The organism is Streptomyces sp. CC0208 (assembly GCF_003443735.1).
Classification (GTDB): Bacteria; Actinomycetota; Actinomycetes; order Streptomycetales; family Streptomycetaceae; genus Streptomyces; species Streptomyces sviceus.
In genome coordinates this window covers 4,244,646-4,265,820 of record NZ_CP031969.1, presented here as the reverse complement: position 1 = coordinate 4,265,820, position 21,175 = coordinate 4,244,646, and the positions used below count along the sequence as shown (strand labels likewise).

The following is a 21,175-nucleotide window of genomic DNA, read 5'->3' as shown; positions in this document are numbered from 1 at the left end:
CGAAGCACATCGACCACGAAAGGCGGGTCACAGCCATGACACAGCAACCGCAGGCCCCACAGTCGTCCACCGGCATGACGGCGACCCCGACGCCCGCCCCGGGGCCCGGCCCCACGCCGACCGAGGCCGCGTGGGCCGCCGGCGGGGTCGTCTTCGCCGGTGTGCTGATGCTGATGAACGGCATCCTGGCGATCCTGCAGGGCATATCCCTGCTCGCGGACGACGACGTCTGGGCCCGTGTCGGCGACTACGTCTACAAGATCAACCACACCGGCTGGGGTGTGATCCTGCTCTGCCTGGGCGCCCTCGCGGCCGTCACCGGCGCGTTCATCCTCAGGGGTGCCGCCTGGGCCCGGATGACCGGCATCTTCCTGGCCTCGCTGAGCATGCTCGCGCAGTTCCTCTTCCTGCCCTACGCGCCGGTGTGGTCGGTCATCATGATCGGCATCGACTTCTTCGTGATCTGGGCCCTCGCGGTGTACCGGCCGCAGGCGCGGGCCTGACCCCGCGGGCCTGACCTCGCGGGGCCCGGTCACACGTGCCCGAGGCCGCCGCTGCCGAAGCCGCCGCTGGAGCCGGGCAGCCAGCGCCTGCGGTGCTGGTCCTTTCCTCGTCTGGTTCCCGAGTGATGGAGCTGGTACGGCATGAGCCGTTCCTGCCCCTCCGCGAGGGCCGGAAGTTCGTCCGGCTCCCGCATCTCCCGGATCTCGCGGATCGGTCCGGTCTCCGGGAGGTGCGGCTGCTCGTCGCTGAGCGGCCGTGGAAGCTCCCGGTCCTGGACCCGCATGCCGAACTGCACGGCCCATACCAACGCGCCGGCGATGAACAGCCCGCCGGCGAAGGCGGCGATCACGTTGAGTACTTCGCTCGACGAGGCCGCCAGGACAAACGTCGCCGTACTCATGGTCCGATTATCGCCGATTATGGCCGGATCGGCGATAAAGAGAGGTTCCGGGGCACCACCGTGACCCGGCCGCTTCGGTGAGACGCAGATCCACGTCCCGCCCCCGGGTCGAAGTGCACGATCTCGTTGTGGACGGAGCGCCTCGGCCGGAGTCATGCGCCCATCGCCCCGCAACCAGGGGTTGAGCGAAACGCAACCGGGGCGTGAGGTGTCGCGTGGGCCGCAAGTGACCGGTCGCCGCGCGGACTTGCGGGTACCGCCGGGTCCGCGTGAACCGATCGCGGGGTTCGCGACGATGACGGGGTGAACCGATGCGTCGAAGGGGGACCCCATGAGTGAGAACGCAGGCCGGGACGCGCTGTGCAGCGTGCGCGGCTCCGCCCGGCTCGCCGTCACCGGACTCGGACTCGCCGGGAGCGCCTGGGCGTTGCGGGCCGTGTGGCACATCCGGCTGGCCCTGGCGGGGGAGCCCGCCTCGGGGCCACCGGACCAGGGCGCGGGCCGGCACCGGCCGCTGAATTCCCTGGAGGACTCGTACCACCTGGTCAGTACCGCCGGAAGCATCCTCACCCTGCTGTGCGCGGCCCTGTTCATCGGCTGGCTGGGGCGGATGCGGGACAACGCGCGGGCCCTGTCCGGCGAGCCCCCGCGCTACGCCGGCATCTGGGTCTACGTCTCCTGGTTCGTGCCCCTCGCCAACCTCTGGATCCCGCGCGGCATCGTCGCCGACATCCACCACAAGAGCGCCCCGGGCCGGAGACTGCCCGTCGTCGTGAACGTGTGGTGGGCGCTGTGGCTGGCCGGCATGGTCACCGGGCTGGGGCTGATGTACGACGGCGACACCGACGACGTCATCGCCCGCGCCTACCACGGGGTGACCACGCTGCTGGTCGCCGACCTCGCCGTGATCGGTGCCGCCGTGGCCGCGATCCTCATGGTCCGTGCCCTGACCGCCGTACAACTTGTGCACATCGGCGCCCGGTTGCGGACGCCGGGTGGTGATCCCTTGAAGGAAACGGTCAGGGCGTTTGATCGGGATTGAGGGCACTTACTGTTGCGCCTACGTGACAGCCCCCCACCCCCAGGATCGCCATGCGTCCCATCCTCCCTGCCATGGCCGTCTGCGTGTCGGCCCTTCTGCTCACCTCCTGCGGGGTGGGCGGCAGCACCACCGCGGTGACCCCGAAGAAGGGCGACGACATCACGCTGGGTCTGCTGCTGCCCGACCGGGGCACCAGCCGCTTCGACCGGTTCGACTACCCCCTCATCAAGAAGGAGGTGGCGACCCTCACCCACGGCAAGGGCAAGGTCAGTTACGCCAACGCCGAGGCCAGCGCGAAGCGGCAGAGCCGGCAGTTCCAGCAGATGGTCGCCGACAAGGTGGATGTGATCCTGGTGGACGCGGTCGACGCCAAGGCGATCGGGCCGGACGTCCAGAAGGCGAAGGACGCGGGCATCCCCGTCATCGCCTACGACCGGCTCGCCGAGGGCCCGATCGACGCCTACGTCTCGCACGACAACGAGCTCGTCGGCGAGGTGCAGGGCCGGGCCATCGTCGAGGCGCTCGGCGACAAGGCCGAGACCAGCAAGATCGTGATGATGAACGGCTCGCTCGCCGACCCCAACACCGCGCTCTTCAAGAAGGGCGCGATGAACGAGCTCAACGGCAAGGTCGTCATCGCCAAGCAGTACGACACCCGGGAGTGGCTGCCGGCGGTCGCCAAGGCCAACATGAAGGCGGCGATCGCCGCCGTCGGGCTGAACAACATCGCCGCCGTGTACTCGGCCAACGACGACATGGCGGGCGCGGTCATCGACGAACTCAAGGAGGCGGGGGCCACCAAGATCCCGCCGGTGACCGGGCAGGACGCGAGCCTCGCCGCGGTGCAGCGGGTCGTGTCGGGCGAGCAGTACATGACCGTGTACAAGTCGTTCCTGCTGGAGGCGACCAACGCGGCGCAGATCGCGGTCTACAAGATCCAGGGCCGCGACCTCCAGTTCGACGCGCTGATCCGCGACAAGTTCGACAGCCCCACCCAGAAGGACATCCCGTCGCTGCTGGTGCCGGTGGTCGCCCTGACCAGGGACAACATCAAGCAGACGGTGATCAAGGACGACGTCTACACCGTGAAGCAGATCTGCACCGCCCAGTACGCGGCGGACTGTGCGGCGATCGGCCTCAAGTAGGCGTTCCCCCCAGGCGTCCAGCGCTTCCTCAGGCGCCGGTGCGCAGCCGTCGTACGGCAAGGGCGGTGGCCGTCAGCGCGGTGACCGTGCCGAAGGCCAGGTGGACGGCGGTGTCGGCCGGGGTGAAGGACGCCACCGCGTTGCCGAGCACACTCAGGACGAGCAGGGGCCAGAGCAGACGGTTCACGGGGTCCTCCAAGGGGCTGTGGGATGTCTTCGACGAGGACGACGCTACGAGCCGCGGCCCTCGTGCGGCGATCCAGCACTCCGCCCGCTCCGGGGTACAGCAGGCTGTACTTTCCGCCTCCCGGCCTGTCGGTGGACCCGCCCTGCGCCTAGGGTCGGTGTCCTCCGGCCCGAGGGGGGTTCGCATGGCCACCGCCGACGTCAAGGACCTCGCCGTGGGGACCGCGACGACCGCGGCCGCCGCAGTCGGCCAGCTGGTCTCCGGACTCGGTACGGCGATCCTGACGCCGTTCGTGCTGCTGTGGCTGGTGCTGGCGCCCGGCGGGGTGCGCGTGCTGCACGCCCTGGCCGGCATGGAACGGGTCCGGCTCGCCCGCTGGGGTCCCGAGGTCATCGCGCCCGCGCCGCCGCCGGTGCGGCTGCGGGCCGCCCTCGGCGACCCCACGACCCGGCGCGAACTGCTGTGGCTGCTCCGGCATCTGGCCGTCGGCCTGCCGCTGGGCCTGCTCGGCTTCGTCCTGCCGGTGCTCGCCCTGCGGGACACCGCGTTTCCGCTGTACTGGCGGCTCGCCCCGAAGGACGCGACCGCCACGTCCATCGGGATCGGCGTCGCGCACTCCTGGCCGGACGCCCTCGCGGTGTGCCTGCTCGGCGTGGGCTGGATCGCCATCATCCTGGGGCTCACGCCCGGCCTGGCACGGCTCCAGGCGAACCCGGGGCGCCGCCTCCTGTCGGCCGGCCCCGACGCCGATCTCTCCCTGCGCGTCGCCGAGCTGACCGCGACCCGGGCCGCCGCGCTGGACGCCCACGCCACCGAACTGCGGCGCATCGAGCGCTCGTTGCACGACGGCACCCAGAACCGGATCGTCACGGTGACCGTGCTGCTCGGGGCCGCCCGCCGGATGGTCGCCCGCGACCCGGCGGGCGCCGACGAACTCCTGGAGCGGGCCCAGTCCGCGGCCGAACAGGCGCTGGCGGAGCTGCGGACGGTCTCCCGCAGCATCCTGCCGCCGGTGCTCGCGGACCGGGGTCTCGCGGGGGCGCTGACCGGGCTCGCGGCTGAGAGCGCGGTGCCGTGCGCGGTCGACGTGGAGATGCCGCGGCGCTGCGCCGCGTCCGTCGAGGCGACCGCGTACTTCGTCGTCGCCGAGGCGCTCACCAACATCGCCAAGCACAGCGGGGCCTCCCGGGCCACCATCACCGTCCGCGCCCCCGGGCCACGGCTCCTGCTGCGGATCACGGACGACGGCCGGGGCGGCGCCGACGAGCACACCGGCTCCGGCCTGACCGGCATCCGCCGCCGGGTGGCCGCCCACGACGGCACCTTCCGCCTGACGAGCCCGCCGGGCGGCCCGACGGTGGTGGAGGTGGACCTGCCGTGCGGTGTGTGACGGGCGTCGGACCTGCCGGCCGCGAGGCGAGGACGTTCTCTGCCCGGCGAGACCATCGGGCGGCCCTGTGACCCTGGAGAGTGACCTGCCATGCGGATCGTGATCGCCGAGGACGACCCCCTGCTGCGGGAGGGGCTCGCGTTGCTGCTGCGCGCCGAGGGACTGGACGTGGTCGGCACGGCCGACACCGCCGAGGGGGCGCTCGACGCCATCGACACGCACAAGCCCGACGTGGCCATCCTCGACGTACGGATGCCGCCCACCCACACCGACGAGGGGGTCCGCGCGGCCGTCGAGGCCCGGCGGCGCAGCCCGGACCTCGCCGTCCTCGTGCTGTCCGCCTACGTCGAGCAGAGCTTCGCGACCGAGCTGCTGACCGGCGGGGTCGGAGGGCTCGGCTATCTGCTCAAGGAACGGGTCGGCCGGGTCGAGGAGTTCCTCGACGCGCTGCGCCGGGTGGCCTCCGGCGGCACCGCCATCGACCCCGAGGTCGTCGCCCAGCTGTTCACGCGGTCCCACCAGGACGTGCGCCTTGAGCGGCTCAGCCCGCGCGAGAAGGACGTACTGGCCCTGATGGCCGAGGGGCTCGGCAACAGCGCCATCGCGGAGAAGCTGTTCGTGACCGACGGGGCCGTGCACAAGCACATCCGGAGCATCTTCGCGAAGCTCGATCTGGCGCCGACGGACCAGGTCGACCGGCGCGTGGCGGCCGTACTCCACTATCTGGAGGACGCGCGGCGACGGTCGTAGTACAGCCTGCTGCACCGCAGTCGGGCCCTTGGCGGCAATGATCCGCGGAGCCGGCGCTGGTGTGCTGGACGCATCACATCAGCCCCCTCCGAAGGGACCCGCGGTGAGCGTCCAAGCCCCCGTCAGCATCGAGACCCGACCGGTCGCGCACGAGGCCCGCGGCCTGCGCGGCAGCATCCGTCGCAACCCCCTGACCTGGTTCTTCACCCTGGCCTTCGCGTTGAGCTGGGCCGCCTGGACGCCGTACGTCCTGTCCGCGAACGGCCTCGGCGTCTGGCACTTCACCTTCCCCGGCGGCCGCGCGGGCAGCCAGCTCTCCGGCGTCCTGCCCGGCGCCTACCTCGGCCCGATCGCCTCGGCCCTGCTCGTCACCGGGATCACGGAGGGACGCGCGGGCCTGCGGACCTGGCGGACCCGGATGACCAAGTTCAGGGTGGCCGGGCGCTGGTACCTGGTCGTGCTGCTCGCGGTGCCGGCCACGCTGACCCTCGCCTCGGTCGCGCTGGCCGGCCGCGGACCCGCACTGCCGTCCGCGACGATCCTCGCCGCGTATCTCCCCGGACTGCTCATCCAGATGATCACCACCGGTCTCGCGGAGGAGCCCGGCTGGCGGGAGTTCGCGATGCCGCGGATGCAGCGCCGCTACGGCCCCCTGACCGCGACCCTCGTCGTCGGCGCGCTGTGGGGCTGCTGGCACCTGCCGCTGTTCCTCACGGAGTGGGGCGGCGGGCCGCACGTGGCGTGGACCGTGCCGGTGGAGTTCCTCGCGATGACGATCACGTTCAGCTGCGTGATGACCTGGGTGTTCAACCGGTCCGGCGAGAGCATGCCGCTGGTCATGCTGCTGCACACCGGCGTCAACAACTTCTTCTCCCTCGCCTCGTCGGACATGTTCCCCTCGCTGTCCGACGGCGACCTCACGCACGCCCTGGTCCTGAGCACGACGGCGGCGGCCCTGATCCTGCTGGCCGCGACCCGGGGCCGGCTGGGCCTGCCCCGGCGGTGACCCGGCCACCCACCCGCACCCACCGCACCGGCGAACCGGCCCCGGGACCGGTTCGCCGGTCTACTTCCCGGCGCCGTTCGCGAACTGGAGCGAGATGCGCCGCAGCACCTCCGCGGAGCTGTCCGTGCGGCCCGCGTCATGGGCCTCGGCCAGCTGCACGAAGGCGAACGCGAAGCAGTGGGCGATGCTCGCGATGGCGGGCCCCAGCTCCTCGACCACGGCGTCCGCCGCCGCGTGACCGCTGGCGTCGGCGGGGAGGTGGATCTGTGGGAGGGTCTCCACGAGCAGCGCGGAGACGGCCCCGGTCAGGGAGACCCGCTGGTCGGGGTGCTCGCGGACCTGCCGCCGCATCTCCAGAGCCTCGGTGAGGATACCGACGACGTTCTGCATGACCTCGCGCTGTTCCATGGCCGCAGAGTAAGTGCTGCGTGTGGTGCGGGACACAGGAACCCGGGACCGGGGTGCGGAGCGTTACGGGTGTGAGGGAAACAGAAGCGGCGGAACCGGAGCGGGCACGGATACGGGCCGGGGACCGGGCGGCCTTCGGCGAGCTGTACGACCGGCACGCGCGGGCGGTCTACAACCATGCCCTGCGGCTGACCGGCAACTGGGCGGAGGCCGAGGAGGCGATGTCCGAGACCTTTCTCGCCGCCTGGCGTACCAGACAGACCGTGGAGCCGGAGGGCGGCTCACTCAAGCCCTGGCTGCTCGGCATCGCCACGCACAAGGCGTACAACGCCAACCGGGGCCTGCGGCGCAGGCTCGCGTTCCTGGCGCGCAGCCCGGAGCCGCGCCCGGTCGAGGACTTCGCCGAGGAGACCGCAGGGCGGATCGACGACGCACGGCGGCTCGCGCTGGTGCACCGCGCCCTGGGCCGGCTGGGGAGGCAGGACCGTGAGGTGTTCGCGCTGTGCGTGTCGGCCGGCCTCGACTACCAGCAGGCGGCCGAGGCCCTGGGCGTGCCCGTCGGGACCGTGCGGTCCCGGCTGTCGCGGGCCCGCGCCCGGCTCGCCCGGCTGAGCTCGAAGGCGGAACCGCCCCCGGCCCACGGAGAGATGGAGAGTGAGGCCGCACTCGCGGCCCTGTTCCTGCGGGAGGAGACCCGATGAGCGAGACCGAGGACCTGCTGACGACCCCGGCGGAATGGGACCTCCCGCCGGAGCGCCACCGTCACTTCAAGGACGTACTGATGCAGCAGATCGATCACGACACAGATCACGGCACAGCGGCCACGCCCCGGCGGAGCCGGTTCCTGCGGCCCGCCGTCCTGGTGCCCCTCGCCTCCGCGGCCCTGGCGGGCGCCCTGCTCGTGACCCTCTCCGTGGACGGCCGTGCCCCGGTGACCGGGACGACCCCGTCGGCGACCGCCGCCGGCGCCTCCGGCACCCTGAACCGGATCGCCACGGCCGCCATGGCGAGCGACGCGATCCGGGTGCGGGACGACCAGTTCGTGTACGTCAGGACGCTGGAGCGGTCGAACACGGGCAGCTTCTCCGGCCCCGTGCGGCTCGGCGCCCTGCACACCGAGGAGAGGTGGACCTCCCAGGACCCCGAACCCGTGCGGGTCACCGGATGGCTCCGTTCCAGCGGCAAGGACGCGATCATGCCCGGCCGACTGGGTCCGATCGAGAGCACGGATCCTGTCCCCGAGGGCGTCCTCCACCCGACCTACCGGTGGCTGGCCTCGTTGCCCACGGACCCCGACGCCCTGCTCGCCCGGCTCTACAAGGAGGCCAGGCCGGTCGAGGGCGAGTCGCGGGACCAGGCGGTGTTCTCCCTGATCGGCGACCTGATCGGCGGCGCGGTCATGCCGCCCGCCAACGCCGCCGCCTTCTACCGGGCGGCCGCGAAACTGCCCGGAGTGCGGGACATCCCGGACGCCGTGGACGCGGCCGGCCGGCACGGCATCGCCATCACCCTCGACGACACCGGTTTCGCGACCCGCGACGAGTGGATCTTCGACAAGCAGACGCTCGCCCTGCTCGGCTCCCGGTTCTACATCACCGACCCGGACCGGGGCATCACCACCGAGGCCCTCGCCGGCACCACTGCCGTGATGGAGACCGCCGTCGTCGACAAGCAGGGTGAGGTGCCCGCCCGGGCCGCGGCCCGCTGACGTCCTTCTGATGCCCGGGGGCGCACAATGGCGGCCATGAGCATTGTCAAGATCAACGTACTCACGGTCCCCGAGGAGCAGCGCGAGACGCTGGAGAAGCGGTTCGCCTCCCGGGCGGGGACCGTCGAGAACTCGGACGGCTTCGAGTGGTTCGAGCTCCTGCGTCCCGTCGAGGGCACCGACACCTACCTCGTGTACACGCGCTGGCGCAGCGAGGAGGACTTCCAGAAGTGGATGACCGGGATGTCGCAGGCCTCGCACGGGGGCGGCGGCGAACAGGGCCGCCCCAAGCCCGCCGCCTCCGGCTCGACGCTGTGGACCTTCGAGGTCGTCCAGCAGGGCGCGCCCAAGCAGTAGGAGAAGGAAGGGGACCCCGGGCCCGGATCACCGGGCCCGGGGTCCCGCCGTGTCCTACAGCGTGACCTGCTTGCCGCCGAAGGTGACGACCAGGCTGCCGTTGGAGGCGTAGGACCAGCCCAGGGCGCCCGCGTAGGTGGCGCAGCGGGAGCCGTTGGTGCCGGACCAGAACTGGTTGGAGCTGTCGGCGTCACCGGCGTACCGGTCGTTGCCGCCGCTGTCGCACGAGGTGTTGCCGCGGAAGACCGAGGTGCCGGTCTCGAAGTTGAAGTTGCGCTCGGTGTTGCCGATGGAGACGTTGCTGGTGATGGTCATCGATCCGGGGTTGCTGTTGTACGTGAACCCGTGGTGGCCGTTGTGGTAGGCGAGGGAGTGCTGCACCACGTGGTTGACCGCGATGTCGTCGCCGCCGAGCTTGAACCCGTTGCGGTCGCCGTTGCCGGCCTGTGAGCCGTCGCTGAGCGTGCCGTTGCCGTAGGACAGCGAGTACTCGATGGTCACCGGGCCGATCGCGCCGGTGTCGGTCTTGGTGTAGAGGTCCCAGCCGTCGTCGATGTTGTTGTGCGAGACGGCGTACCGGAACACGTTCCCGGTGCCGGTGGTGAGCTTCGCGGCGAAGCCGTCGGCGTCCTCGCCGTCGGAGTCGGCGTTGTCGTGGGACTCGGCGCTCAGGATCAGGTTGTTGGCCGGCCACTGGCTCGCCGGGGTGGAGGAGGCGATCCGGCCGAGCTGGAGCCCGGTGTCCCGGTTGAAGCGGGTCACCGTGCGCTCGACGACGTTGTTGCTGCCGCCGACGTAGATGCCGTTGTCACCGGCCCGCTCGACGACCAGGCCGTAGATCTTCCAGTAGTTGGCGTTGAGCTGGATCCCGCGGTTGGTGGAACTCTCGGTCTGGGCCGCGAAGTTGAGCACCGGCGTCTCGCCCGGGTAGGCGGAGAGCGTGGTGCGGGCGGCCGAGGTGCCGTTGTTGCCGGCCGGGATGGTCACCGTCGAGGAGTAGGCGTACGTCCCCCCGCGCAGGTAGATCGTGCCGCCGGCGGAGATACGGCTGATGGCCGAGGTGAGGGTGGTGGGCGAGGTCACCGTGCCGGCCGCGCTGTCGGTGCCGCTCGGTGACACGTACAGGGCGCTGCTCGACGGCGGGGTCGTCGTGCCGGAGGTCTCGGCTTCCAGGTAGTCGACGTTGGGCAGACCGTTCGCGCTGGTCGGGTTGAGCCGGATCGTGTTGCTGCCCGCGTTCACCGGGACGGTGAGCGTCTTGGTGGTCCAGCCGGTCCAGGTGGAGGTGGACTCGAAGGACGCCGACGAGGCCGTCGAGCCGTTCACGATGATGTCCGCGGGGCGGGCGGTGGTGGTGCCGTTGGCGAAGCGGACGCTCAGGGTCGCCGTGCCCGATGCGGGTGCGGTCACGGTGAACTGGGCGTACGCGCCGGTGGCGTTGGTGCCGTTGCAGAATCCGCTGCCGGAGTAGCCGGCGTACTCGGTCTCGACGGCTCCGGTGCAGATGGCGGGGGATGTCTCGGCCTCGTAGCGGGTGGTGGCGGCCTGGGCGGTGGTGCCGGAGAGTGCGACGAGCGTGCCGGCGAGGAGGCCGGCGGAGGTGATGAGGGGTCTCAAGTGCATCGTTCGTCTCCATGGTGTGCGGCGACGGGGGCACGTATCCTTCGGACGGTAAGCGCTTGCCATGGGCGCGTCAACGGTTGTGTATGTGATCGCTGTTCACACATACGAATTAGATACGGTGAGCGGCATGACGCTCTTCGTGAAGATCTGCGGCCTGAGGACCGAGCAGGACGTCGACACCGCCGTCGAGGCCGGCGCCGACGCCATCGGGTTCGTCTTCTCCGACAGCCCCCGCCGCATCGACCCCGCCGCGGCGGCTCGGCTGGCCGCCAGGATCCCCGAGAGCGTCCTGACGGTGGGTGTGTTCCGCCGCGAACCCCTGGAGTACGTCCGCTCGGTGGCCGCCGAGTCAGGGATCGGGGCGGTCCAGCTGCACGGACCCGAGGACCGCGCCTACTACGACGAACTCTCCGGCGGCGGCTGGACCCTGATCCGCGCGGCGGCCTTCGGTGACCGCGTACCGCGCTGCGGGGAGCTGGGCGAGGACATGCTGCTCCTCGACGCCCCGGTGCCGGGCTCCGGCATCGCGTGGGACTGGTCGAGGAAGCAGGTCGCCGGGGCGGGGGAGAAGTGGCTCCTGGCCGGGGGTCTCACGCCGGAGAACGTACGGGAGGCCGTGGACGTCACCCGCCCCTGGGGCGTCGACGTCTCCAGCGGCGTGGAGGCGAGCCGGGGCGTCAAGAACCCGGCCCTGATCACGGCGTTCGTCGAGGCGGCGCGGGCGGGGGCCGTCACCTCGGGGTGATTCCCAGGAGGCGCCGGTGCTCGGCCGGGGCAGCGTTGTGGGGGCCGGTCGTCGTTGCCGGGTGCGGGTTCGTTGTGGCTTGTCGCGCAGTTCCCCGCGCCCCTGGGGTGGGTGCCGTGTTCGTCGGCTTTCCGTTGAGCGTTCCGGGTGTCGGCGTGTCGGGGCGGTCGTCGTTGACGGGTGCGGGTTCGTCGTGAGTTGTTGCGCAGTTCCCCGCGCCCCTGGGTGGGCCGACGCGTCCGGGGGCGCACGTACGGGAACGCCCGCCGTCGCTCCGGTGGACCGACGGCGGGCGTTCAGGGACGACTCGGGTGCTGCAACGCCCTGTAGGGGCGCGGGGAACTGCGCGACCAGCCACGACGACGCGGCAGACGGAAGACGACGGTCGCCGCGCTCACGACCCCGCCGGTACCCCCTTCACCGGTACGAACGCCACCGCGTCCCAAGCGATCGACGCGTCCCCCGTGCCGTCCGCCGTCGCCGAGCTCAGCGACACACTCGGCGTGCCCTTGAACTCGTAGGAGCCCAGGGAGACCCAGGTGTTCTTGCCGCCGGTGTCCTGGGAGATCGTCTTCTCCACGACCGTGCCGTCACCGAGGTCGATGTGGTACTTCGCCGACGGGGTGTTGGCCTCGTGGTCGGGCAGGTGCACCATCACCTCCGCCCGGCCGCCGAGCTTCCGGTCCGGCGTCCAGGTACCCGTGACCACCGAGTCGGTGTACGACGGCACCCGGGTGTGGGTGAGCCAGAAGTGCCCACCGAAGCCGGCCCCCAGCTGATGGAAGTCGATCTTCGAGGGGTAGACGGTCGCGCCGTTCTGCTGGGCCGACCCGAAGGTGAACGTCAGCGTGCCCCGGCTGATCCAATTGCGCTCACCCGCGCAGGGGTTGGCGGAACCGACCCGGAACTTCACCGTGTTCGGCACGTCGTCCACGACCAGGGCGTTCGCCGGAAGGGTGGACGCGCAGGCGGCCGGGTGCGGGGCCGCGACCTTCGGCTCGGGGTCACCGGCCTGGTACTTCAGCACCTCGGTGCCGCAGGTGGCCGTGCAGTCGGTCCAGCTCACCGGCTGGTGCCACCAGCACTTGAAGTCGTCCCGCTGGCACGGGCCCACGGGCTGGGTCGACCCCTCGACCTTGTGCGGCTTGGTGATGTCGCAGTCGTTGACGGCGGGCTTGCAGAACGTGTCGTGCGCGGGCTCGGCCGCGGGGGCGCCCGCGGGCCAGTCGCCGACGGTGAACGCCCTCACCGTCGCCCCGGTCGCCGGGTCGGTCTTCTGCTGGGAGTAGGCCGCCCAGCCGAGCACCCGCTCCGGGTACGTCCACAGGTTGGGGTTGCGGGCGTCGTCGTAGCCGGAGGACAGGAACATCTTGCGGTCGGCCGGGTAGAGGCCGTTGGCCGGGTTGTTGAACCAGCCCAGGCCCCAGGGGGCGGTGGCGTCGGTGGAACTGGGCAGGTTGAAGCCGCTGTTGTAGGCCCACAGCGCGAGCCACCAGTTCTCCAGGTACTTCGGGTCGCCACCGTTGACGAGCAGACCCTTGTCGTAGAGCTGGTTCCACTTGTCCTGGAGGATCTGGAGCCCCGCGGCGATGTTGGCGGCGTAGTCCACGGTGATCGCCTGCTGCTGTTCGGCGGTGTAGGTGGTGTCGGCCTTCGCCATGCCGCTGGTCACCTGGGCGATGCCGTAACCGCAGTCGGCGGCCGCCCAGTTGACGGTGTGGACGCTGCCGGCGTTGCCGTAGTAGCCGCCCTGGATGAAGTTGCCGCTCTCGCCCGCCGCCGCCCGGGAGCTCGCCTGGAGGAGGTTGGACTCCTGGGAGAGCACCCCGAGCATGATCTGCGCGGGCACCCGGCCGCCGCCCTTGAGTGGGGTGGACGGGAACAGGCCCTGCGGGGTGTACGACGGGAGCTCGCTGCCGTTCCAGCCGCTGCGCCGGCGCACGTCCAGCTTGCCCTGCACGGCGAGGTCCGTCGCCCACTCGGCCTGCGCGGTCGAGGGCTGGAGCGACTGGAGCTTCGGGTCGTTGCGGGTGACGGCGCAGGCGCGGTCGGGGTCGGTGGTGGAGGTCGACGGGTCGTCGTCGCCCGGGGTGACGCTGTCGGTGTGCACCCCGTCGGAGAGCGCCGGGGACTGCTCCGCGCCCTGGGACTTCCGGGAGATCTTCGGCTTCACCGTGAAGTCGACGGTGCTGTCGCTGCCGGGCAGCACCGCGCCGATCCCGACGGACGGGGCGATGTCCGCCGCCGCCTTCCTGCCGCCGGCCGCCTCGGTGCCGTTGCCGACGGAGGTCAGTGCGAGACCGCCGGTGGTGGAGACCTCGGCGGAGGCCGGCACGTCCAGCGCCCGCCAGCTCTTCGGCAGCGTCCGCACGGCGTCCTCGGCGTCCTGGCCGGTCACGAAGACCCGGCCGCCGCTGCCGTGCACCGCGAGGGCGCCGAGCGCACCGGAGCCGAGGAGCCGGTCGGAGCCCGCCGAGGTGACCCGGCGGACCTGCACCTTCTTCCCGGCCGGGACCTGGTAGGCGAGCCCGCTGTGCGCGTCCGGCACCAGCCGGAAGGGGGTGCCGCCGGTCCTGGCCAGGGTGCTGGTCGCGCCCTTGGCGTCGACCGAGACCACGGAGTCGCCCAGAGCGGCCGCGATCTCGTTCCCGAAGGGCACGGCGGAGGTCAGCTGACCGGCGACGGTCTGCTGCCGGACCAGCTCTCCCTTCGCGGCGTCGACGGTGAGCAGTTGCGTGCCGGCGCCCTGCGGCCGGGTCAGGACGGCCTGTTCGCCGCTGCCGCAGCCCGGGTTGAAGTAGGCGAGGGAGACCAGCTCGGGCAGCTTGGTCACCTTGCCGTCCGCCAGGTCGACCACGGCAGCGAACGCGCCCTGCTGGAAGCCCTGTTGGTCGTTGACGGCCTGCCGGGGCGCGTAGACCACGACGGCGCGGTCGCCGGACCCGGTCACACAGGTCTGGCCGATCCACTGGTCGGTGTCGACGCCGGGCTCGGACAGGGTGGCCGCGGTGTGCCACTTGTAGGCGTCGGCCGCGTCGGCGACCAGGACGTGCAGTCCGGTGCCGTCGCCGTCGTAGGTGACGATCCGGTCGCCGGACTTCTGCCAGCCGGAAGGGAGTCGGGAGGTGTCGGTGATGTGGTCCGCCGTCGGGGCGGGCGTCGGGTCGGCGGGGTCGGTCAGGGCCGCCGAGGCCAGCGGGGCGATGAGGGCCAGCGAGACCAGGGACATCGCGCCGGCCGCCGCTATACGGCCGCGACGACTTCTCGGTACGCGCCAGCGGTGTCTTCCGCCGGGGCTTTCACGGAAAGTACGCAAGGAATTCCGTCCGGTCATTCAGAGAAAGGAGTGGGGGGTACCGGCTTCGACGCTCCCCCAGGCCGGTGACGCGGAAGTTATCAGTCCGCTATGGCCGTAATGGGTGTCCCGGGTGATCTACCGGGTGGTATCCACGAAATATCCACGAGAATCGGTCAACGACTTTCCTTTTGTTGCCGTCTCCTTGGGACATGAACAGCACTCGTCTCAAGGTGGCCTTCGTCGCCGCTGCCCTCACCGTCGCGGGTCTGGCGTCGGCCGGTCCGGCGGCCGCGGCCACCGCTCCGCGGGCAGCCGCCGTACAGACCCAACAGCCCGCCGTACCCGTCGGCTTCGTGGACCTGCCCACCAGTGCCCTCGTGGCCGACGGCGAGCAGCACCAGGTCACCGTCACCTACCGCAACGACACTTCGGCGGACCGGACCGTCGCCCCGCAGCTCCTGGTGGAGTCGCCGGACGCGGGCCCGTTCCTCGACCCGTCGGACGTCGTGGTCGAGCAGCGCACCGCGCACGGCTGCTGGCGGCCGGTGGAGACCGCGAGCCAGACCGGCACGCTCTTCACCGACCTGACGGGCGCTCAGCGCACTCTGCACGCGGGCCGGACCCTCACCCAGGTCTACCGGATCACGGTGACGAACCCCGCGGCCCAGGGGACCGTGCTCCCGAGGATCGCGCTCTACAACTAGGGACGTGCGAGGGCCCGGGTCTCATGGGAGACCCGGGCCCTCGTCCGCTGGGTCAGCGAAGTGTGCCGATGCGGTCGACCCGCTCGTTGACACCGTTGCGGAGTTCCGAGAGCGTCGTGCCGGGCGGGGCCACCGTCGGGGTGGACGACGGGGGCTGGGTCTCGTCCGCGCAACTCGCGCCGCGGGCGGGGACCTTCAGGTCCACCAGGTAGTCCGTGATCGCGTCCGACGCGCACGCGCTGCGGCCGAAGGCGGTGTGCCCCTCGGCCTTGAAGGTGAGCAGCCGGCCGTTGTCGAGCTCACGGGAGAGCGCCACCGCGTCCTGGTACGGGGTGTCCGGGTCACCGGTGTTGCCGATGACGAGGATCGGCGCGGAGCCCTTCGCGTGGAAGTTGCCCGCGTAGCGGCTGGTGTGCTCGCCCTTCCACTGCACACACGCCGTGGCGTGCTGGTGGTCGTAGGTGGGCGGGCCGTACGCCATGGCCGGGCCCAGCAGCGGGGCCAGCCTGGCGTTGGTCGTGACCTCGCGCTTCAGCAGGGCCGGGTCGGTCGGGTACTTCTTGTCGACGCACTCGACCACGACGTTGGGGTTGAGGAACTTGAAGCTGGCCGGGGACGGCGGCCGCAGCAGGAACGACGTGTTGTCGCGCAGCTGCGCCTTGCGCAGGGCCTCGCCGAAGGACGGCCAGATGACCTTGCCCTCGTTGATGTTGAACATCAGCCGGTAGACCAGCGTGTAGCCGTTGGCCTGGCCCCCGTTGGCGGTGGGCACCGGGTTGGCGTCCAGGTCGGCCTTCAGCTTCTCGAACGCCCCCCGCGGGTCGCCGTCACCGAAGCCGCAGGTCGCCTGGTCGGCCTTGCACCAGTCCAGGAAGCGGCTCATGGCGCCGTCCAGGGCGAGGTACTGCGGCCGGTCGTAGGCGTAGGGCCGGTTCGTGTAGTGCTCCGGGTCGTACGCCCCGTCGAGCGCGAGCGCGCGGACCCGCTTCGGGAACATCGCGGCGTAGACCGTACCGATGTAGGAGCCGAACGACCGCCCGTAGTAGGTCAGTTGCTGCTCGCCCAGGGCCTGGCGCAGCAGGTCGATGTCCCGGGCCACGTACTGGGTGCCGACGTACGGCAGCAGGTCGCCCGCGTTGGTCTGGCAGGCCTGGTCGAAGTCGGCGGCCTGCTGGACCGCGGGCTCGTAGGCGTCGGGTCCCGGGACGCCCTTGGCGGCCGTCACGGCCCTGGTGTAGGTCGGGTCGTCCCAGCACACGACCTGGGAGCTCCGGCCGACACCCCGCACGTCGTAGCCGAACACGTCGAAGTCGTCGCGCAGTTCGGCCGGCAGGTCGGCGTAGTTGTTGCGCACGAAGTCCACACCGGAGTTGCCGGGGCCGCCGGGCTGCAGGAACAGCGTTCCCTTGCGCCGGGAGGGGTCGGCCGCCGGCTTGCGTATGACGGGCAGGGTGAGGGTCCTGCCCTGCGGATCCCGGTAGTCCAGGGGCACTTGGGCGTTCGCGCACTGGAAGCCGTCCTGACAGTCCGTCCAGGTCAGGGTCGGCACGGTCGGGGCGGCCGGTGGTGCCGGGGTGGTCTGCGCGGCCGCCGACACCGGGGACGCGGTCCAGGCCACGGCGAGCGCGCTCACCGCGGCTCCGGCGAGTCTGAGTCGTCTGAACTTCACTGCTCTTGTTCCCCCTTGGGCTGGTCAAGCCTCAAAGAACTGGTGGTCTCACAGAGAGAACACAGAAAAACATGCGTGCCGGTTCCCACGCCCCGCCGTAGTCCCGCGGACCTACCCGGGAACGGCCGCGTACTGCGTTCTCAGTACGGGGGATTGTCGGCAGGCGCACGACGACACCGGGGTCCTCGTCCCGACAGCCTGGGTGGACCGTTCGGCATCAGATGTGGAGACCCCCGCCGTGGCTACTTTCCTTTACCGCGTGGGCCGCCTGGCCTTCCGGCGACGCTGGTACGTCGCCCTGGTCTGGGCGGCCGTCCTGGCCGCCGTCGGGCTGGGAGCCCTGAAGGCGCCCGGCGCGGCCGACGAGGGGTTCTCGATGCCGGGCATCGAGTCCCAGAAGGCGTTCGACCTCATGGAACAGCGCTTCCCGGGGACCACCGCCGACGGTGCGACCGCCCGGGTCGTCTTCGTGGCGCCGCACGGGGAGAAGGTCACCGCGGCCGGCAACAGGAAGGCCGTCGAGGACGCCGTCGCCGACCTGGCCGACGGCTCGCAGGTCGCGTCCGCCGTGAACCCCTTCCAGGCGAAGACGGTGAGCAAGGACGGCACGACGGCGTACGCCACCGTCACCTACAAGGTCGCCGCCGACGACCTCACCGACGCCGGCAGGACACAGCTGGAGAAGACCCTCGACGAGGCCCGGGACGCCGGGCTGACCGTCGACGCGGGCGGCACCGCCGTGGCCGACCGCGGCGGCGCGGGCGGCGCGGCCGAGGTGATCGGTGTCGCGATCGCCGCGGTCGTCCTCCTCGTCACCTTCGGCTCACTGGCCGCGGCCGGACTCCCGCTGCTCACCGCGCTCATCGGCGTCGGCGTCAGCATGGCCACGATCCTCGCCCTGGCCGACGCCCTCGGCCTGTCCACCACGACCGGCACCCTGGCGATGATGCTGGGCCTCGCCGTCGGCATCGACTACGCCCTGTTCATCGTCTCCCGCTACCGCGAGGAACGCGCCAAGGGGCGGGCAGCGCAGGAGGCGACGTCCCTCGCCGTCGGTACGGCCGGCTCCGCGGTCGTCTTCGCGGGCCTGACCGTCGTGATCGCCCTCGCCGGGCTCTCGGTGGTCGGTATCCCGATGCTCACCAAGATGGGCCTGGCCGCGGCGGGCGCGGTCGTCGTCGCCGTGGTGATCGCGCTGACCCTGGTCCCGGCACTCCTCGGTTTCTGGCCGAACGCGGTCCTCACGCGCAAGGCCCGCAGGAGCGGCCCCGGCGAGGCGGAGGCCAAGGACAACGGCGGCACCCGCTGGGCGCGGTTCGTGCTGCGCCGCCCGCTGCCCGTGCTGCTGCTCGGTGTGGTGGGCCTCGGCGCCCTCGCGCTGCCCATGACCTCCCTCCAGCTGGGCATGCCCGGCGACGAGGCCAAGCCCACCTCCACCACCGAGCGCCGGGCCTACGACGCGCTCGCCGAGGGCTTCGGTCCCGGCTTCAACGGCCCGCTGACCGTCGTCGTGGACGCCGAGGGCGACGACGACGCCAAGGGGGCGGCCTCGACGATCGCGCGGGAGATAGGCGCGACCAAGGGGGTCGTGTCCGTCTCCCCGGCCCGCTTCAACGAGGCCGGTGACACCGCCGTCTTCTCGGTCGTGCCGTCCACCGCGCCGACCGACGAGAGGACCAAGGACCTGGTCACCACCATCCGCGGCGAGCGCCCCGGCGTCGAGTCCGCGACCGGCGCCACCTTCGAGGTCACCGGCACCACCGCGCTCAACATCGACATCTCCGAGAAGGTGCAGTCCGCGCTGGTGCCGTACCTGATCGTCGTGGTGGGTCTCGCGATCGTGCTGCTGATGGTGGTCTTCCGGTCCCTGCTCGTCCCGCTGAAGGCGGCCCTCGGCTTCCTGCTCTCCGTCCTGGCCTCCCTCGGCGCGGTCGTCGTGGTCTTCCAGGAGGGACACGGCGCCGGACTGCTGGGCGTGGAGACCACCGGCCCGATCATGAGCCTGATGCCGATCTTCCTGGTGGGCATCGTCTTCGGCCTCGCCATGGACTACGAGGTCTTCCTGGTCTCCCGGATGCGCGAGGCGTACGTCCACGGCGAGAGCGCCCACCAGGCCGTCACCTCCGGGTTCCGGCACAGCGCCCGGGTGGTCGTGGCCGCCGCCCTGATCATGATCGCGGTCTTCGCCGGGTTCATCGGCGAGAGCGACTCCATGATCAAGATGATCGGGTTCGGCCTGGCCACCGCCGTCCTGCTCGACGCCTTCGTGGTCCGGATGGCCATCGTGCCGGCCGTGCTCACCCTGCTCGGCGACAAGGCATGGTGGCTGCCGAGGTGGCTGGACCGGGCCCTGCCCCGCGTGGACGTCGAGGGCGAGGGGCTCACCAGGGCGGCCGACACCCGCGAGCCCGCCCCCGCCGACCAGGAGGCCGCACGCGTCTGACCGCCACCCCCCACCAGGGGCCGCCCGGCGTTGCGCCTCTTGCAGGCGGCCGGCCTCGCGGTGTACGGCGGCGACGCGCAGTGGGGCGGCGTGGGTCCGGGCGGTCAGTACCTCGGCGGGCCCGCCCGCTCCGGCCGCGGCGGGCGGCGCGGCTGTCCTTGAGGATCCGGCGGGCCCGGGCGCGCTGGTCGCTCGGGACGTCACGGCGGGGCGGGCGGTGCTGGGGCATCCCGCCGACCTCGACCCGGATCTGCCCCGCACTGGCGGGCGGCGCGGCCGTTCTTGAGGATCTGGCGGGCCTGGGCGCGCTGGTCGCTCGGGACGTCACGGCGGGGCGGGCGGTGCTGGGGCATCCCGCCGACTTCGACCCGGATCTGCCCCGCACGCCCCGCACGCCGCGCCCGAGGACGCCTGCTGCCGTGCTCGAGGACGTCCTGCTGCCCTGCACGTGGCCGGTGTCGTCGTACGACGCGGGCCGCCCCGTTGCCTCACCATGGGTGCCTGAGCCCACCACCGGAGACCCGATGACCACCACCCCGGAGCGGCGCTACACGGATCGCCTGGAGGAGTTCGCGGACCGCCGTCCCTTCCTCGTCGACCTGGCGCTGATCGCGGCACTGATGGGCTCCGCGGCCCTCGGAGCCTCACTCACCCTGCCCAATGCCGACCCGCCGGGCGATGACAGGGCCGCCGTCCTCCTCCTGGGGGCCTCCTGCCTCGCCCTGTTCCTGCACCGCACCCACCCCCGCGTCACCGTCGTGGTGAACGCGGTCTGCGCCACCGTCGTGATCGCACAGGGCTATCTGCTCACCCCCCTTCTCCTCGCCCCGGTCATGGCGTCCCTGTACTGGCTGGCCACCTGCACCGAACGGCAGACGATCCGCCTGTACGGCTTCGCCACCATGGCGGCGCTGACGGTCGCGGCAGCCGTGTCCGACTCCATGGACCACCTGTCGCTGCTGCTCCGCACGATCGGCCCGTTCTTCTGGCTGCTGCTGCCGCTGGCGGCCGGCACCATGACCCGGCTGCGCCGGGCCTACCTCGAGGCCACGCAGGCCCGCGCCGAGCACGCCGAACGCACCCGGGAGGAGGAGGCGCGGCTCCGGGTCACCGAGGAACGCATGCGGATCGCCCGGGAGCTGCACGACGTCGTCGCCCACCACCTGGCCCTCGCCAACGCCCAGGCCGGTACCGCGGAGCACCTCGCGCTCGCCAACCCGCGCCAGACCCAGCAGATCCTGCACGACCTCACCGGCACGACCTCCTCCGCACTGCGCGAACTGAAGGCCACGCTCGGTCTGCTGCGCCAGACCGACGACGAGGGCGCCCCGCTGGAGCCCGCCCCCGGCCTCGCCCGGCTGCCGGAACTGGTCTCCTCGTGCGCCTCCGCCGGGATCACCGTCACCGTCGCCACCGAGGGCGAGCCGCAGCCCCTCTCCCCGGGCGTGGACCTGACCGCCTTCCGGATCGTGCAGGAGGCGCTCACCAACGTCACCAAGCACGCGGCCACCCAGGCCGCGCACGTCCGTTTCGTCTACGACGGCCCCCGCCTCCTCATCACGGTCACCGACGAGGGCCCGCCCACCGCGGCCGCTCCCGAGCCCGTGAAGGGCTTCGGCGTGATGGGCATGCGCGAACGTGCCCACTCCATCGGGGGCGAGCTGCGGGCGGGGCCGCGCCCGGAGGGCGGCTTCGAGGTGAGCACGGCCCTGCCCCTGCAGCCGTCGGTGAGCGGCGACGAGGTGGGGTGAGGGGCGGGACAGCGCGGTGGAGCAGCGCCGTGGGGCAGGGGCCAT

19 protein-coding genes are annotated in these 21,175 nt (G+C 71.7%); 13 read left to right on the top strand and 6 right to left on the bottom strand.

What is annotated here, in order from left to right:
- Positions 1–35: 35 nt before the first annotated feature.
- The gene (locus tag D1369_RS19495) at positions 36–503 is read left to right on the top strand and encodes a hypothetical protein (protein WP_007383453.1); all 468 of its coding nucleotides are present in this window, start codon (positions 36–38) and stop codon (positions 501–503) included.
- A 29-nt stretch (positions 504–532) separates the two neighbouring features.
- Here D1369_RS19495 and D1369_RS19490 read toward each other — a convergent pair whose 3' ends face one another.
- Positions 533–904 carry a DUF6479 family protein gene (locus D1369_RS19490; RefSeq protein ID WP_037900830.1) on the bottom strand — a complete coding sequence of 124 codons (372 nt, stop codon included), beginning with the start codon at positions 902–904 and terminating at the stop codon, positions 533–535.
- A 331-nt stretch (positions 905–1,235) separates the two neighbouring features.
- Between D1369_RS19490 and D1369_RS19485 the strand changes: the two genes are divergently transcribed.
- Positions 1,236–1,946: a DUF4328 domain-containing protein gene (locus D1369_RS19485; protein ID WP_007383455.1), complete on the top strand. Its 711-nt coding sequence runs from the start codon at positions 1,236–1,238 to the stop codon at positions 1,944–1,946.
- 71 nt (positions 1,947–2,017) lie between these two features.
- Positions 2,018–3,091: a substrate-binding domain-containing protein gene (locus D1369_RS19480; RefSeq protein ID WP_106433511.1), complete on the top strand. Its 1,074-nt coding sequence runs from the start codon at positions 2,018–2,020 to the stop codon at positions 3,089–3,091.
- Between the two features lie 28 nt (positions 3,092–3,119).
- Here the strand turns inward: D1369_RS19480 and D1369_RS43005 are convergent, their stop codons facing one another.
- Positions 3,120–3,278, bottom strand: a complete 159-nt coding sequence (locus tag D1369_RS43005; RefSeq protein ID WP_162951025.1) for a hypothetical protein — start codon at positions 3,276–3,278, stop codon at positions 3,120–3,122.
- A 184-nt stretch (positions 3,279–3,462) separates the two neighbouring features.
- On the opposite strand from D1369_RS43005, the gene D1369_RS19475 reads away from it, so the two are divergent.
- From D1369_RS19475 to D1369_RS19465, 3 genes are all read left to right on the top strand, one after another.
- Positions 3,463–4,668, top strand: a complete 1,206-nt coding sequence (locus D1369_RS19475; protein ID WP_037900833.1) for a sensor histidine kinase — start codon at positions 3,463–3,465, stop codon at positions 4,666–4,668.
- A 90-nt stretch (positions 4,669–4,758) separates the two neighbouring features.
- On the top strand, positions 4,759–5,418 hold the full coding sequence (locus tag D1369_RS19470; protein WP_007383458.1) for a response regulator transcription factor: 660 nt from the start codon (positions 4,759–4,761) through the stop codon (positions 5,416–5,418).
- Positions 5,419–5,521: 103 nt separating this feature from the next.
- Entirely contained in the window at positions 5,522–6,424 is a 903-nt protein-coding gene (locus D1369_RS19465; RefSeq protein WP_082319432.1) for a type II CAAX endopeptidase family protein, read from the top strand.
- Positions 6,425–6,484: 60 nt separating this feature from the next.
- On the opposite strand, the gene D1369_RS19460 is transcribed toward D1369_RS19465, so the two are convergent.
- The gene (locus tag D1369_RS19460) at positions 6,485–6,832 is read right to left on the bottom strand and encodes a hypothetical protein (protein ID WP_037900836.1); all 348 of its coding nucleotides are present in this window, start codon (positions 6,830–6,832) and stop codon (positions 6,485–6,487) included.
- A gap of 71 nt (positions 6,833–6,903) precedes the next feature.
- Between D1369_RS19460 and D1369_RS19455 the strand changes: the two genes are divergently transcribed.
- From D1369_RS19455 to D1369_RS19445, 3 genes are read left to right on the top strand one after another with little or no spacing between them, the layout of a single operon-like run.
- The gene (locus D1369_RS19455; RefSeq protein WP_037900839.1) at positions 6,904–7,533 is read left to right on the top strand and encodes an RNA polymerase sigma factor; all 630 of its coding nucleotides are present in this window, start codon (positions 6,904–6,906) and stop codon (positions 7,531–7,533) included.
- A complete protein-coding gene (locus D1369_RS19450; RefSeq protein WP_007383462.1) occupies positions 7,530–8,540 on the top strand; it encodes a CU044_5270 family protein in 1,011 nt (336 codons plus the stop codon). The genes D1369_RS19455 and D1369_RS19450 overlap by 4 nt, the downstream gene beginning before the upstream one ends.
- A gap of 36 nt (positions 8,541–8,576) precedes the next feature.
- Positions 8,577–8,897, top strand: coding sequence for an antibiotic biosynthesis monooxygenase (locus tag D1369_RS19445; RefSeq protein WP_037903511.1), 321 nt, complete (start codon positions 8,577–8,579; stop codon positions 8,895–8,897).
- A gap of 54 nt (positions 8,898–8,951) precedes the next feature.
- Here the strand turns inward: D1369_RS19445 and D1369_RS19440 are convergent, their stop codons facing one another.
- Complete coding sequence (locus tag D1369_RS19440; protein WP_202477045.1) at positions 8,952–10,520, bottom strand: CBM35 domain-containing protein; 1,569 nt, start codon at positions 10,518–10,520, stop codon at positions 8,952–8,954.
- A 127-nt stretch (positions 10,521–10,647) separates the two neighbouring features.
- Here D1369_RS19440 and D1369_RS19435 point away from each other — a divergent pair, with 127 nt between their 5' ends.
- Entirely contained in the window at positions 10,648–11,265 is a 618-nt protein-coding gene (locus tag D1369_RS19435) for a phosphoribosylanthranilate isomerase (RefSeq protein WP_007383465.1), read from the top strand.
- 394 nt (positions 11,266–11,659) lie between these two features.
- On the opposite strand, the gene D1369_RS19430 is transcribed toward D1369_RS19435, so the two are convergent.
- Positions 11,660–14,494, bottom strand: a complete 2,835-nt coding sequence (locus D1369_RS19430; RefSeq protein WP_037900842.1) for a transglycosylase SLT domain-containing protein — start codon at positions 14,492–14,494, stop codon at positions 11,660–11,662.
- Between the two features lie 278 nt (positions 14,495–14,772).
- On the opposite strand from D1369_RS19430, the gene D1369_RS19425 reads away from it, so the two are divergent.
- A complete protein-coding gene (locus D1369_RS19425) occupies positions 14,773–15,267 on the top strand; it encodes a hypothetical protein (RefSeq protein WP_007383467.1) in 495 nt (164 codons plus the stop codon).
- Positions 15,268–15,319: 52 nt separating this feature from the next.
- Here D1369_RS19425 and D1369_RS19420 read toward each other — a convergent pair whose 3' ends face one another.
- Entirely contained in the window at positions 15,320–16,936 is a 1,617-nt protein-coding gene (locus D1369_RS19420) for an alpha/beta hydrolase (protein ID WP_050789730.1), read from the bottom strand.
- Between the two features lie 238 nt (positions 16,937–17,174).
- On the opposite strand from D1369_RS19420, the gene D1369_RS19415 reads away from it, so the two are divergent.
- Positions 17,175–19,379: an MMPL family transporter gene (locus tag D1369_RS19415; protein ID WP_037903513.1), complete on the top strand. Its 2,205-nt coding sequence runs from the start codon at positions 17,175–17,177 to the stop codon at positions 19,377–19,379.
- A 524-nt stretch (positions 19,380–19,903) separates the two neighbouring features.
- The gene (locus tag D1369_RS19410) at positions 19,904–21,130 is read left to right on the top strand and encodes a sensor histidine kinase (RefSeq protein ID WP_118083146.1); all 1,227 of its coding nucleotides are present in this window, start codon (positions 19,904–19,906) and stop codon (positions 21,128–21,130) included.
- Positions 21,131–21,175: the final 45 nt, after the last annotated feature.